Here is a 14955-nt window from a genome sequence, read left to right as displayed (position 1 = left end):
TCGCAATAAGCTGTGGCTGGTGGTGCTCCAAATACTTCTGAACTACACTGGCGTTAGTTAGGTCGAGCTCATTACGCGTGGGCGCCAGCACTTCACCAAAAACACTAAGGCTACGTACCAGCTCAAAGCCTACCTGGCCCGAACTGCCTGTGACTAATATGTTCATCTTTTAACTTCTTTTCATTAACGGTAATTTTAAGTGGATGCGACTCAAATGCCATTTAACCCTTTTACATAACCTTAGCTCGAAGGTTTGACCCACAACTACTAATTACTTAAACGCGGTTTATCCGTGAATTAAAAGATTTAAGCTCTCGAGAAAAACTTAGGCTCGCAATATCATCTAAACTTTTTTCAATAAAGCTTTCCGGCGAAATATTATACTTTCGAAAGTCAGTAACATTCGTATCGTGCTTTACATCCACTCCTACAAGTTTTCGAGCCTCGAAAGTATCGGCAACCAGCCCAAGCCGGTGTAGCTCTCCGTTCACACTTACTTCGTATTCATCGCCACAAGCAACCGGGAGCAGTCCTGTCTTTTCTATTAGAGACTCTTTCATTAAACGATCTAAACCTTTATTTTCTTCAACAGTTTCCCATATATTAAAAGACAGGTACTCCAATAAAGCACGAGACAAAAACCGGCCAAGCCCAATCGTTTCCCCAACTCTTTGAGGCTGTAGCTGGTCAATAGGAGCTGAGCCATACCCTAACCAATGGCCGAAACACTTAGAAGGTATATCATAAATATACATGTCTCTGAATCCATAAAAGTGAACATTCCTATCGAGGGCTTTTTTGTACAAAAAAAAGGCATCTTTTTCTACAAAGTCGTCGGAGCCGAGAATAACCATTGCATCAAAGTCTTTAGATTTAGCTGCATCCATTCCGGCTTGCCACTTTTGGGTCAATGGTTGATTATCAAACTCTACGTAATCAAACCCGTACTGTTCGCATAAGAGACGCGATACCAACTTCTCCGAGCCTACCGCTAATAACTGTAGGTCAATCGTATCTTTTAGCTCTCTTTGAATTCGACTATAGTACTGGTAGAAGCATTCTGTTAATTCATGCCTCTTCCAAACACACGTTAAAATCAATATGTTAGGCCTATTCTTAACCTTTTTCTTTTTCTTCTCTAAAAAGCTTATAAACTCAACTAACTTCTCTTTATCTCTTGCCATAACATGCCGGTAGCAAACACTTAAAGCCGGCCAAAAATCCAAAGTCCTTTTACCTGATTTTTTACAAGAGTTTATAAATGAATCAATACTCTCCTGCATCGACTGAAAACAGCTATGCTCTGATAACTTATTAAGGACGCGTATTTTTAAAATTAACCCAACCAAGCTGTTAGGCCTTTTTACTATAAACTGCTCAATATATTTAAGAGCCAAATGATAATTTTTATTAATAATTTCACTCTCAATTTTATTGAGTTCTGAAAAATCCATAATGTTCCAATTAAGCAGAGTTAAACTTCAAATATAATTTTCTTATAGCTTTTATTAGAAAAAGCTCTATACAACGCCTAACAATGACCTTTCCCCTGAACTAACACCATCTTATCGATGAAATTTCAGTTTTAAGCTACCTGTTTTGCAAACTCCACAGGCGGTAAATAATTTAACGAGCTATGCGGGCGTTCGTAATTGTAATGACGCTGCCACTGCTCTATTTCATACCTCGCTTCGTCGAGCGTTCTAAACCAGTTCTGATCAAGACATTCATTCCTAAACTTACCATTCAAACTCTCAACAAAAGCGTTCTGTGTTGGTTTTCCTGGCTGAATAAAACTCAACCTTACATCGTTGCTTTTGCTCAAGAAAAACATGGCTTTACTGGTAAAGTCGGTGCCATTATCGCAGACAATATGCTCTGGCTTGCTGCGCTCGTCGATAAGCTGAGACAAAAAGCGCGATACTTGCTGTCCTGAAATCGATACTGAGACAAGTTGCCCAACCATTTCCCGGCTAAAGTCATCGACAACGTTCAAGACTCTGAAACGTCGGCCACTTGCCAGCTGGTCAGACACAAAGTCCATCGACCATCGCTCATTAACACGCTGCGGTGCGTCCATAACGACACGCGGTCGTGTCAGCTTTTTACGTTTCTTGGTCCGAACCTGAAGCCTTTGTTCGGTATAAAGGCGATAGGTTCGCTTCTTATTCTTTACAAGCCCCTCGCGCTTAAGCAGCCCATGCAGCAGTAAATAGCCATACCGTGGATATTCCACGGCAAGCTCCTTTAGGCGAGTTGTTACCCGCTCGTCATCTCGTTGCTTTGGCTTATATCGGTACGCTGTTCGGCTCAGCCCGACCAACTTGCACGCAAGGCGCTCGCTTAGCTTATACGCAGAGATTAAGTGCTCTACGACACGCTTCTTGCTGGCGGGCTTCACCACTTTTTTGAGACGACGTCCTTTAAGGCTTCTGTCTCAAGCATTTTCTCCGCCAGTAGCTTTTTAAGCTTGCTATTCTCAGACTCAAGCTCTTTTAAACGCTTGGCCTCATTCACTTCCATTCCGGCGTATTTACTACGCCAGTTATAAAACGTGCCGCTGGAAATGCCCATGCGACGACAAATTTCGTCAACTTTTGCACCGGCCTCATGCTCTTTGATGGCCTTGATGATTTGCTCTTCGCTGTAACGTTTTTTCATATCGAGATCTCCACTTGACCCATTTTAATGGAAATCTCATCGATGTCATGGTCCTATTTTTGGGGGAGAGGTCACCGGTACTCTCGGTTTCCTGATGCAACTGACGGCGGCGCTGACTAAAGTAATCCGGATTAATACCCCGGGCTTCACAAAACGCCTTGCGGCTTAGACCGCTTTGTTCGAATTCATCAATTAGCGCTTGCCACTGCGCTTTAGAGCGGTATGCTCGACTCATAAATCACCTCGTTGGTTAGAACGTGGCGATAAATTAGGCTATCTGCAAATTGGTGACTAGGCGTGGTTTATGTGACGCTCACCTTTATCAAGCCAAAGTTCAGCTTCATTAAAGCGACTCGTAGCATGACAAACTTTCCAAGCATTAACATGAAATGTAACGGAATTTGCCCAAGCCATGTTTTTCAATTCTGCAAGTGCGTTATAAGCTTCATTCCAAGTCTTGTTTTTTACAAGCTTTTTGAATTTCTCAAAATCGAATTGCATTATCGAGTGGCACTCTCAGTTTAACTCGTGATTAGAAAGCATCTTTAAACGCTCTACCAACTCTTCACCAAAATGCGCTCTTATCTTCGACAAAGGATCGTGTACAGCAGAGGAGTTCGTACGGTATTTTTCAAAATCTGTTACATTCGTTTGGTACTTAACGTCCAAAAGCATGTGTTCAGAACCTGATTTTAAGGTCACAATGGCATTAGGGATGGCTCGTTTAAAACTACCTACGTTCATTTCTGCATATTCAACATGCAAAAAACCAATTTTAGCTAGGTTTTGTCGCATTCGAAGATCTAATCCGTTATTAATCGGCTCACCTGACCACACTTCAAAGTCAAGCCGTTCAAGTACGTCCCGCGAGAGCATTCTTCCCATGCCAATACTCTCGCCCACGCGCTCCGGCATACCAAGTTGCTTTTTGGGCCCCCCATAACCTTTCCAAAAAAGCATCTCATTAGTCGCAGTGTTGTAAAAGTGCCCGTCAATAAAACCAATAACATTCGCCCCTTCTTTATAAAGTTCAACATAACGTTTAAAGACCGAAGGAGATAGAAAATCATCCGAGCCTATTACGATTGCAGCATCAAAGGCTTTCTTTCTTAATGCTTCAGCCGCCGTTTGCCACTTTTCATTCAGAGGCTTGTTTGAGGCTTCGATATAATCGACGTTATATACTTCTGACTCTTCTCTTGATACCTTTCCCTCAGATCCAACAGCTAAAATGTCAATTTCGCAAACGCCTGATAGCTCGGCTTTTAAATTCGAGTAATAACGATAGAACAACTCGGTTAGCTCCGCTCGTTTCCAAACAGCCGTTATAACAACAAATCTAGGTACACCGTCGCTTAATCTCGATATTGCCCCCTTACACGAGATTTTTGAACTTAATATTAAATTCCGTTTTATTCGCGAAACAAAAGGGAGAACAAAATGGCTTCCTTTATCAAAGCGAGTCAACAGTTCATGTAAAGAAAGGAGATATTTTTGGAGTTCGTCGTGAGATATTTTATTTTGTCTTAAAACTAAACTCTCCCTGTACATTACCGCAAGCTCATCAAAATTTAAATCCACAACTATCTCCTCTACCCAAAAATTCAAACAGTGTTAATCAACTGAGGAGTCAGCAGCAACTAGTAGAATCTAGGATTGAATAATATGAAAATAAACCAGATTTCTAAATAGGATCAAATTCCAATTCTTTTCCAGCATAAATGGACGACGAAGGCCATAGATCAACATAATTTTTGAACTTTAAAATATAATATTCTAAGACATCTGATTTATACCACGAATTAATAGATTCAAGTGCTTTAATATGAATGAAATGATAAGCGTTATAATTTTTTCCTTCGATTACTTTTTTGAAATTTGTTGGGTACGCGACAGGATCAAAGCAATCTCGGCTCAACCTAAGCGCAACACGATTGTTAACTACAGCTTTGTCAAACGAGACATTGTCTACTAAGTCCCATCTCTCCGTTTTCATAGAGGCGGTTAAAGGGTCATAATCTCCATGAGCAATATAAATATCGAAAGATGGGTCCGATTTATTTTTTTCTATACAGCTATTAAAAGACAATTCGAAAAGCAAATTTGAATTTTTGTGAAAATAGCTTCCCACAATATTCATATCGACACTTTTATTTTCATTGATAACTTCATTGTAAGTATAGTTTTTAAAATAATAATCCCATCTACTGAAATCATCCTTTGCTAATTTGTCTTTTATATAGAAAGAGTCACCTCCTACCTGGTAACTTACTGCATGCAAACGAACACTACAATTTCTAGGAATTATTCTAAAATATACAAAACCGCCTAATTGATATCTAGTGTTAAGCAATCTTTCACAGTCAAACAAGCTAAGCATTGATTCGATTGTTGATACATTTTTCTTACTAAACTCTACTGCTTCATCATCAGCAAAAGCCTGACCGTACTCATAAACATTTTTTACTGCTGTCAGCCAACCGTTGAGTGTAAATAGCGTTAAAGGAAAGGGGTATTCTTCGATGTGAACGCCGCCATTATCAAGATAAACTGTAGGGCCGTCCATTTCTCTAGGCACTAATATTGATTTAAAAATGTTACAAGCAAAATCAGAAATTTCAACTTTTTGAGATATCCAACTAGGAGGCAAATTTTTGTATAAATTTACCGCAGCAATTAGATAGTTCGACTGTGTAAGGCCCGAATAGAACTCTTTAGTAAACTTAGTTGGAACTGTTCGGTCGTTATACCAGTATGCGATGCCACCTTCATGTTCACGCATATTTTTTTTTGCACGCCTAAGAACTAATAAAGCCGAATCTAAATAACGGCTATCTCCCGTTTTGCTGTACAGCCAAGCGTAATTTTGAATCAGATACGTTGGAAATATTGGATGAGGATACCTTATACCATCCACTTCTTTGCAGGGATTACCGTCTTCATCAAAGCTAAGTTTGTAAAACTGGTAAATCCTTTTTCTATGCTCAGGTAAAGGCATCAACCCTACTTTGTCCTCACCAAAATAACAACTTTTATCCATAACCTATTTCCTATTATTAAAATTCAATAAATAATGCGCATAGTCAATCTTGCTCGCTTTTTAGCAACAAACGCTTATTAGTTAACTCCGTCCAACAGTCAGTAGGATATACGTTAAATAATAATGACGCTATTATTGACTCCTTCATTGAATAACTTATTTCACTGTCAATATTTTTCAAGGAAATAAATAGTTTAAGTCGTGTTTCTGTCGGTGAAGATTTAAACAATGGATTTTCCGACAAAATCTTATAAAAACTTTCTTCGCAGACGATGTTTTCAATAGCGTAACTTGGGTGTGAGTCAGTCAAAAGATTGAACTGAAAATGGAAAACACTACTAGTTTTATTTATTAACGCAAGAGAAGCTATTACATCACAACTTAATAACCTCTCCTTTATTATTTTCTCGAATAAAAATAGAAACTTTGAGTTCTTTGTGATTTGATAATACTCTAAAAGATTATATAAACTTGAAAAGTCTGAGATTGACTCGTGTTGAGCCTCAATCTTTACAGCTTCATAAACACGCTTATAAATCTTTCGAAGTTTATTATATTCCTCTTTAGAAAAATCACGGTTTGCCGCGAGCGCTTTAATATAACCTTTAAACTTCACACTTTCATTCGAATCTAAAAAATAAGCACCCCTACAAACACCATCACCGCCTTTCTGACATTGCTGCATAAACCTTTCAACAGCATGCAAAAAGTTTCTTGAGACTAATTTTTGCGCTTCAATTTCTTTATCTAAATCTTGTTCTAGTGCCTTTATAATCGACTGTAATCTATACAATACATCAACTACTCTGAGAGAAGAAGACTTTTCGGCTTCATTATTCTCTAAAAGGTAATGGCTATAAAAATCTAATAGCGACTCCAGTTTAAAAAGTGTTTCTTTAGAGTTCAGCTCCCTATAAGAATTTCTTAAACGCCGTAACAGATAATCTAAAACACTGGGCGTGGAGAACACGTCATGCAGATTAAATACAGGACCAATTTCTTTTTTAACCTTATTAAACGTTACTTCATCAAAACCGAATATTTTTTCTAACTCGTCGCTATTAGTATCCAACGAGAAATTTATCTTCTTTGTTCCTATATTTTTTTTATTTAAACCTTTTAATGACATTGCAAAAATTACTTGCTCTATTTCTAGTGTTTTTTCAAAACGACTGCTAAGCTCATCAAAATTAGAAGTTTTAGACGCTCCCGTTTCCAAAACACTTCTAATAAATTTATTTATTTTTTGCGTTTGATTTTCCCAAGATTTTTTTAATATGTCTCGTTCGTAGCGCTGATTATTTTCCAAAATTCTAGTTAATGCTTTCTTACAGGAGTCTATGTCGTTGGCCAAATATATCTCGCCACATTCTTCATTTCGAACGAAGTTCGACATCTCAATAACATCGCTGACTAGAATATTAATCCCTGCTATATAATATTCGAACAGCTTATTAGGCATCGCATATTCGGTATTCAAAATATCATGTAATGCACCATGCCAACCAAAGTCTGCAGTGCTTATATATCGAGTCAGTTCAGAGTACTCCACAACACCTTTAACGTGAAGACGCTCAATGACCTCATCACGTTCAGCAATTTCATACAACACATTCAAATAAGGAGATGACGGCGGAGACAAGAAAACTAGATGTAAGTTTGGGAAATATTTTAAGCATTCGACGACTGTATGAGGACCTCTTACATAATTCAAGCCTCCGTTCCAAACACCAATTTTCGAACCCTCGGGAATTTTTAGCTCTGGATCTGTTCTAATGGTATAAGGCTTAGAACTATTAATAAAATCATCTGCGTATGGACTATTAAATGTAACACCAATTAAGCCGTTGAATTCATGCTCTAGTTCTATCTGATTCGCTATTGATTCACTAACAGTAACCACACCATCGGTTCTTCTGATAATAAACCTTTCGTAGTCCTGCATTAATTTTTGCTTGTCATTATCAATATTAGTCAAGCCGTTTACATACTCATGGGCATCATAAATAATTTTTGGATTCAAACTAACACTAGTAGGTAAACTTAAATAGAGGGTATAAGCATGATAGGCAACAAAAGCACCATAAACATCATGCCCATAAATAACAGCTGGTGATATTTTTTCGAACAATGGAGTTACAAGTATTGAATAGATACTTAATATTTTATCTAATCTATTTTTGTCTTTTGAGCCTGGTGTTATTGAATTATAAATTCTCATTGGATTTGGAACCAATATATTAATAACATTACCTACCAGTCGAATCTGATAATATTCTTTTGAAGAAAATCCAATTAAGACACTAGTATAAAATGCTTCCATTGATTTAGAAGTTTTATAAACTCTTGCATCTGATACACCATCATTATAGACGAATGAACAAATGATCGGCTTATCAAACTTTTTAATTAATAAGTCAAGCTCTAAAGTCAGCGATTGATATTTGCTATTAGATTGTATTTCCTTTACGAAATCTAAAACAGCTTCCATGTCACTCTCCTAGGTGAGCCATCAATGAGTCTATAATTTTTTCAGCTGAGTCGCCGTTGCCATATACCGTTTTACTTACTTTACTAAAGTCGACATGTATCTTCAAAGCTTCCAATATTTTCTCTGTTTTTGCTCCGACTACTGAATTAACACCAATTTCGCTTAACTCGGTCCATTCAGTTTCATCACGAACTGTCACACACTTTTTCTTGTGGAAATAAGCCTCTTTTTGAAGTCCTCCTGAGTCTGTAAGTACACCAGCACTTTTAATAATTAATGATTGGGTTTCTAAATAGCCCAAAGGCTCTATAACCTCAATATTTTTTGATAACTTAATGTCAGAATGTGTCTTGATAATTTTATTAGTTCTTGGATGTATTGGAAAAACTATTTTCATTTCTTCCGAGAATACATTTAATGCATTTATAATACTCTTCAATCTATGGTAATTATCAGTATTCTCTTGGCGATGCAACGTACAAAAAATAAACCTACCTGAATCAACCTTTAATTTATTATCTAACGCCATATCTTGATAAATAGGCTTGTAAAATTCAGAGGCATCATACATTACATCGCCACATTCGATAATTTCTTGCTTTTTATCTTTAGTTAAAATCAACGGGTAGCCCTCTTTTCTTAGATTATTAGAGGCCGTTTTAGATGGAGTAAATAAGTAAGTAGAAATTCTATCTGTCAATGCCCTATTTATTTCCTCCGGCATAGCTAGGTTAAATGACCGCAGACCGGCTTCGACATGCGCTACTGGTATTCCTAACTTACTCGCCGCCAAGGCGCCAGCAAGCGTAGAGTTTGTATCACCATAAACTAAGACGACATCGATTTTTTTTTCTTGCAATACCTCTTCAATCTTCGATAGCATTTCGCCGGTCATTTTCCCATGAGAACTGCTATTTATTCCTAGATTTATATCTGGTTTAGGAATTTTTAGTTCTTCAAAAAATATATCTGACATATTTTTGTCAAAGTGCTGCCCTGTATGAAGTAGGATTTCTTGGATGTTATCACCTAAACTTCTCCTTCTAGCTACTTCTCGAGAGACCGTCGCTGCTTTTATAAATTGTGGTCTTGCACCAATAATAGTTAAAATCTTCATGATTACCTTTCAATTATACCAGTTTCACTCTATAATTTAGCGTTAACCAAATATATTATCGAATTTTTATTTACGTCAATACTGCTTATTTCATTAATATTCAGTACACCATCGAACCTTTTCTCTACAGACTCTTTGAATTTAAAAAATCTTACATGACCAAAAGAATCAAAATTTGGAACTGAAAAGATAACATTTGTTCCTTTAGGTAATAACTCTAGCAACACAAAATCATCCTCTATATGTTCTAATACCTCTAACATGACATAAGCAGTTTCTTTATTAATTTCTTTTGTCGTGTATCTTCTAACGTCTTCGCATGCGAACTTTAGATGTGGACAACGTTCTTTAGCCAAGCTTATTGCAGTTTTACTGAAATCTAAACCTAAGTAATCAACATTTGGCAACCTTGCTGTCAGGTATTCTGCAAACTGCCCTGGCCCACAGCCAATATCAATAATTTTTTCAATGTTCTCTGCGGTTATAATATTGCAGACTTCTTTCCATATAGGCTCATAAATGGAGTCATTCGCTTCAAGAGCGTACTTATCGGAGTTTTTATAAATGGTATCGTAGAAAACAGACGAAACTTCAAAAAAAGTATTTTTACCAACAGCAACATTTGCTTTAAGTTCTGCAAGCATCGCCTCAACAGTAAGCGTTACCTCTTTTCTTTCATTTTTGAGGTGTTCTTTTGCTTCCTTTAAATGCTCGTATGCAGCGATGTACTCTGCGTCCTTCCTCAGCATATCAGCCGCAAAGATCGCAAACCCGATTTTTAACGAATAGTCATAATGCTGGCCAATGATTTCTTTAACAAGCCGCAACGTAATCTGGAAGTTTTGCTGATCTCGGTAATATACAGCCAACATATGCAGCAACAGAGGTTTACGGCCCAACTGTTCAATATTAGATTCTAAGGTTTCAATAGCCTCTTCGAGGTTGCCTAGGTTTCGCTGTGCCCGAGAGAGCCTTACAACTAATGATTCAGTGACTCCAGAAATAGCTATAATATCTTGGCATAACCGACTTGCATCCTGAAAACTATTTTGAGTCATAAACTGGTCGGCCAATACCCTTTTGTACTTTAGCCTGTCTTTTTCACCTCTGTTTAGCGAATTAAGTGTAACTTCGGCTTGTAGTAGCTCATCATTCCCAAGGCTTATAGCTTTTTTTTGTAAAGCCGTAATCCATGCATCGACAGAGTTTGTTGTTGATTGATAATTTCCTAAGCTCTCTTGATGAATGATTGTTTGTTTGACCAACTCCGTAGATTTGGGGGTCGGCATGGTTTGGGTAAACGCTTTTATTAACTTTCGGATTCGACTATCGCTTACTTCGTCACCCAATAGATGTTTTGCTTTTAATACACCTTTTTCGATACTTGCCCACAAGAACTTCTGAAGCAAGGCTTTCTCTTGAAAACTTTGCTCACTAAAACCTTGAAGGTATTGGGGAATCTCATTGTTTTTCTCCACATAAATAAGCCCCTCAAGTATTTGGGCTAAGCTCAGGCTATGTGGGGTAGAATTGTTACTCAACCGCTTAAGCTCTTGCTTACAACCTTGCCAGTCCTCAACTAGCCAATAAAAAATAGCAAGGTTGAATTCTTCGTTATTGGTCTTTTCGGACTGGCTCATTGTTATGCTCGTTTTAATTTTTATTTTATGCACTTAAACTAAAGCTGCGTCTATAACCGCAGAAACAATAACTTCTTGGTCCTCTCTAGTCATATAGGGGTGCATCGGTAAAGACATTACCTGTTCAGCGACCTTGTCCCCAACAGGAAGTGTAGCTTTGCTATCAGCAACCGCTGGCTGCTTATTCAAGGGAATAGGATAATGAACAGCAGTGGGAATACCTTTTTCTTTTAAGTGGCTCTGCACCTTTTCCCGCGACTCAACCCTTATAGTGTATTGCGCCCATGCACTGGTATTGTGTTCCACTATTTGTGGCGTAATAATCTTTTTGCTTGCTTCAAACAACTCTCTGTATGTCTCAGCAACTCTATTTCGGGCTTCGATTTCACTGTCCAAAATGGCAAGTTTCGGAAGTAAAATGGCTGCTTGAATTGTGTCTAAGCGACTGTTTACGCCAACTCTAACGTGATGATAACGGCGATCCTGCCCATGACGTGCTATTTGTCTAATAACCTTTGCAAGTTCCTCGTCATTAGTAAAAATAGCTCCTCCATCGCCATAACAGCCTAAAGGCTTACTGGGGAAAAAACTTGTACAAGCAATAGTACTCAGATTACACGACTTCTTGCCTTTGTATTCCGCACCGAAGCTTTGAGCCGCATCTTCAATTACGGCAATATCGTGCTTAGTAGCTATTTCATTAATAATGTCGAAATCTGCACATTGGCCATACAATGACACCGGTATTATTGCTTTTGTTTTGTCAGTAATGGCAGCCTCAAGTTTTTGAGGGTCAAGATTATAGGTTGCTTCATCAACATCTACATATACCGGCTTCGCCCCCAATAACGCAACGGTTTCAGCGGTCGCTATATAAGTAAACCCAGGTGTAATGACTTCATCGCCAGGCCCAATTTCCAGTGCCATTTGAGCAATTTGTAACGCGTCTGTCCCGTTTGCACAGGTAATACAGTATTTTGCGCCTGTATAGTTCGCCAAAGCTTCTTCCAGTTCAGAAACTTCTGGACCTAAGATGTATTGACCGTGCTCCAGTACTTTTGCGATGCGTTGTTCAATTTCATTTTTTATGCGGAGCTGTTGCGCAGCTAAATCGATAAACTGCATTACGTTTCGTCCTTTTTAGATAATATACCGTTCTTTAATGTGTACTTTGCCCCCGTGTGCTCGCAAACGGTTTCTCCGTCACCATTCACCGGCAGGTCTAATTGTTCACCAAACTCACTCATCCAGCCTATTTGCTTTGCGGGTACGCCAACAACGAGAGCATAATCAGGTACGTCTTTATTAACGACAGCCCCCGCGCCAACAAACGCAAATTTCCCAATAGTTGCTCCACATACAATAGTGCAATTAGCCCCTAGCGTGGCACCTTCTTTAACCAAAGTGTCCAGATATTCGTCTTTGCGTTCAACATGCGATCGGGGGTTATATACGTTAGTAAAAACCATACTCGGACCACAAAACACATTGTCTTCAAGGTGTACGTTGTCGTATACCGAAACGTTATTTTGAACTTTGCAGCCATTACCAATAGAGACTTTATTACCTACGAAAACATTCTGGCCTAGCGAAACATTTTCGCCAATCTTTGCGCCACCGCAAACATGGACAAAATGCCAAACGCGACTGCCCTTCCCAATGCGTGCCCCTTCATCAACAATCGCTGATGGATGAACGGTAAAATCCATAATGTTGCCTTCCTATAAATTAAAGAAGTTTTGCTAGGAATGGATGAGCATGGTTCTCACTGGCTTGAACCGTTTTTCCATCACGAATATGCTCAACCGTTTTAATGCAATGCTCAGCATCATCAATACCGTATCCTCTACCTGCGAGGACTTCTTGGTAACTGATGGTATGCAAGTCAGTGAAGCCTGCTGAAAATTCAATTTGCTTGCCATTAGCGGAAATTGAACGATAGGTTGTTTGCTTACCGATCACACTATCCGGCAAGTCATTCGCGTCAATAGACAGAAACCAAGGAACTCTTGCTTTTTCATATTCTAGGTAACCAGCAGCCTTCAGTTCATCACTGTAATGCAATTCATTCTTCTCTAAGTTACCGAAGATAAAGTGCAACATATCGAAAAAGTGAACGCCGATATTGGTTGCCACACCAAACGATTTACGCGGATCGCCCTTCCAGCTCTCTAAATACCACTTACCTCGTGAGGTGATATAAGTAAGGTCAACATCGAATTTCTTTCCTTTAGGCGCAGCATCAACTTCCTTCTTTAAGTCAAGAATGGCTTGGTGATGACGCAACTGAAGGATGTTGTATACTTTTTTACCCGTTTCTTTTTCGATAGTGCGTAACTCATTAAGGATTTCTAAAGTGGGTACTAATGGCTTTTCGCATATCACATCACACCCTAAACGCAGTCCTGCTGCGATGTGAGCATGATGCAAATGGTTGGGAGTACATACAGAAACGTAATCGAGCTTCGTTTTTTGAGCTCGGTTTAAGCGCCACGCGTGTTCCTGAAAACGTTCAAATTCGGTAAAAAATTCACTTTCTGGTGAAATACTGTCAATAATACCGACCGAATCGTTAATGTCATAAGCAACCGATAGCTGGTTGCCTGTTTCTTTTATTGCTTTCATGTGACGCGGTGCTATGTAGCCTGCTGCACCAATCAACGCAAAGTTTTTCATTACTACGTCCTTTATTATACCTTCAGGCTTTAATGACTTTTTCGTTAGGCTCACGGAAGATGCCTCGCGTATCGACAACTAGCTTTGCTTTATCCAAAATCAGTTGATAGTCAAACTTGTCGTGGTTCGTTGCCAATACAACTGCATCGAAGTTCTCGAATGTTTCAGCCGTTAACGCTTGACTGCTTAGATCAAAACTGTGAGCTCGCATCTTTGGAAACTTCGGCACATGCGGATCTGAGTACTCAACAATCGCGCCTTTATCCCGAAGGATTTCCATGATTTCTACCGAAGGAGATTCTCGCATGTCATCAACGTTCTTTTTATAGGAAATACCTAATACCAATACCCTACTACCGTTTAGTGGCTTTCCATGCTTATTCAATGCATCTGCTGTTTTATCAACCACGTAACGCGGCATGCCTTGATTTACCTCACCTGATAGTTCAATAAAGCGAGTATGCAAACCATATTCACGGGCTTTCCAGGTAAGATAAAACGGATCGATTGGAATACAATGCCCGCCAAGACCTGGCCCTGGGTAATACGGTGTAAAGCCAAAAGGCTTAGTTGCTGCTGCATCAACCACTTCAAAGATATCAATACCCATACGATCCGCGACAATCTTCATTTCATTAACGAGACCGATATTAACTGCTCGGTGAATGTTCTCCAGCAATTTCGTCATTTCGGCTACTTTTGTTGAGGTAACTGGAACAACTTGGTCAATCGCCTGTTCATAAAGTGCCTTACCAACTTCAAGACACGAGGATGTATGTCCACCAACAACCTTAGGAATGGTGCGAGTTTCAAAGTTCGGGTTACCTGGATCTTCCCGCTCTGGTGAGTAGACCAGAAACGCATTACCTCCCACAACCAAGTCTTGCGCTTCCATTCTGGGAAGTAGTTCTTCTTCCGTGGTACCTGGATACGTTGTGCTCTCAAGTGATACGACATGTCCTTCTCTAAGATGAGGTGCAAGGCTATTCATCGTATTAACAACAAAACTAATGTCTGGCTCACGATACTTATTTAATGGTGTAGGCACACACATAATCAGTGCATCACATTCCGCGGCTCTCGAAAAATCGGTGGTTGCCTCAAAACCTTGTTCAACAGCGCCTTGAATTCGGGCGTGAGGAATATGCTCAATTTGGCTTTTTCCGTTATTCAATTCAGCCGTTTTTGTTTCGTCAATATCAATCCCGATTACGCGGTAGCCAATATCGGAATATCTCAGCATTAACGGCACACCAACGTACCCTAAACCGACAATACCTATGGCAGCTTCACGGTTTTTTAATTTGCTAATTAAAGCATTTTTTGACAT

General features: G+C 39.0%; 14 protein-coding genes. All 14 read right to left on the bottom strand.

Annotated elements, in window-relative coordinates; genetic code table 11:
* Window positions 1–166, bottom strand: a 166-nt coding sequence (locus CWI73_RS12670) for a sugar nucleotide-binding protein (RefSeq protein WP_126752499.1), incomplete at its 3' end; no start/stop codon positions are given.
* Between the two features lie 109 nt (window positions 167–275).
* Window positions 276–1454: a hypothetical protein gene (locus tag CWI73_RS09155; protein ID WP_126752498.1), complete on the bottom strand. Its 1179-nt coding sequence runs from the start codon at window positions 1452–1454 to the stop codon at window positions 276–278.
* A 131-nt stretch (window positions 1455–1585) separates the two neighbouring features.
* Window positions 1586–2661, bottom strand: a protein-coding gene (locus CWI73_RS09150) for an IS3 family transposase (RefSeq protein ID WP_126752497.1) whose coding sequence is annotated in 2 segments (ribosomal slippage) — window positions 1586–2412 and window positions 2412–2661 — 1077 coding nt in all. Because the reading frame shifts where the segments join, the coding sequence is not laid out codon by codon here.
* Window positions 2609–2896 carry an IS66 family insertion sequence element accessory protein TnpA gene (gene tnpA, locus CWI73_RS09145; protein ID WP_126752496.1) on the bottom strand — a complete coding sequence of 96 codons (288 nt, stop codon included), beginning with the start codon at window positions 2894–2896 and terminating at the stop codon, window positions 2609–2611. Before tnpA ends, CWI73_RS09150 begins: the two co-directional genes overlap by 53 nt.
* Window positions 2897–2952: 56 nt before the next feature.
* The gene (locus CWI73_RS09140) at window positions 2953–3162 is read right to left on the bottom strand and encodes a hypothetical protein (RefSeq protein WP_126752495.1); all 210 of its coding nucleotides are present in this window, start codon (window positions 3160–3162) and stop codon (window positions 2953–2955) included.
* A 15-nt stretch (window positions 3163–3177) separates the two neighbouring features.
* Window positions 3178–4242: a hypothetical protein gene (locus CWI73_RS09135; protein ID WP_126752494.1), complete on the bottom strand. Its 1065-nt coding sequence runs from the start codon at window positions 4240–4242 to the stop codon at window positions 3178–3180.
* 103 nt (window positions 4243–4345) lie between these two features.
* The gene (locus CWI73_RS09130) at window positions 4346–5701 is read right to left on the bottom strand and encodes a D-glucuronyl C5-epimerase family protein (RefSeq protein ID WP_126752493.1); all 1356 of its coding nucleotides are present in this window, start codon (window positions 5699–5701) and stop codon (window positions 4346–4348) included.
* Between the two features lie 43 nt (window positions 5702–5744).
* Entirely contained in the window at window positions 5745–8192 is a 2448-nt protein-coding gene (locus CWI73_RS09125; RefSeq protein ID WP_126752492.1) for a glycosyltransferase, read from the bottom strand.
* A gap of 1 nt (window position 8193) precedes the next feature.
* Window positions 8194–9309: a non-hydrolyzing UDP-N-acetylglucosamine 2-epimerase gene (gene wecB, locus CWI73_RS09120; protein ID WP_126752491.1), complete on the bottom strand. Its 1116-nt coding sequence runs from the start codon at window positions 9307–9309 to the stop codon at window positions 8194–8196.
* Between the two features lie 29 nt (window positions 9310–9338).
* Window positions 9339–10949, bottom strand: coding sequence for a class I SAM-dependent methyltransferase (locus CWI73_RS09115; RefSeq protein ID WP_126752490.1), 1611 nt, complete (start codon window positions 10947–10949; stop codon window positions 9339–9341).
* A gap of 33 nt (window positions 10950–10982) precedes the next feature.
* Window positions 10983–12074 (bottom strand): DegT/DnrJ/EryC1/StrS family aminotransferase, encoded by a 1092-nt coding sequence (locus CWI73_RS09110; protein WP_126752489.1) that lies wholly within the window; start codon window positions 12072–12074, stop codon window positions 10983–10985.
* Window positions 12074–12658: an acyltransferase gene (locus CWI73_RS09105; RefSeq protein ID WP_126752488.1), complete on the bottom strand. Its 585-nt coding sequence runs from the start codon at window positions 12656–12658 to the stop codon at window positions 12074–12076. Before CWI73_RS09105 ends, CWI73_RS09110 begins: the two co-directional genes overlap by 1 nt.
* A gap of 19 nt (window positions 12659–12677) precedes the next feature.
* On the bottom strand, window positions 12678–13625 hold the full coding sequence (locus tag CWI73_RS09100) for a Gfo/Idh/MocA family oxidoreductase (protein WP_126752487.1): 948 nt from the start codon (window positions 13623–13625) through the stop codon (window positions 12678–12680).
* A gap of 22 nt (window positions 13626–13647) precedes the next feature.
* Window positions 13648–14955: a nucleotide sugar dehydrogenase gene (locus CWI73_RS09095; RefSeq protein WP_126752486.1), complete on the bottom strand. Its 1308-nt coding sequence runs from the start codon at window positions 14953–14955 to the stop codon at window positions 13648–13650.

It is taken from the genome of Idiomarina piscisalsi (genome assembly GCF_003987095.1).
GTDB classification, from domain to species: Bacteria; Pseudomonadota; Gammaproteobacteria; order Enterobacterales; family Alteromonadaceae; genus Idiomarina; species Idiomarina piscisalsi.
This window is presented reverse-complemented; position numbering and strand designations above follow the sequence as displayed.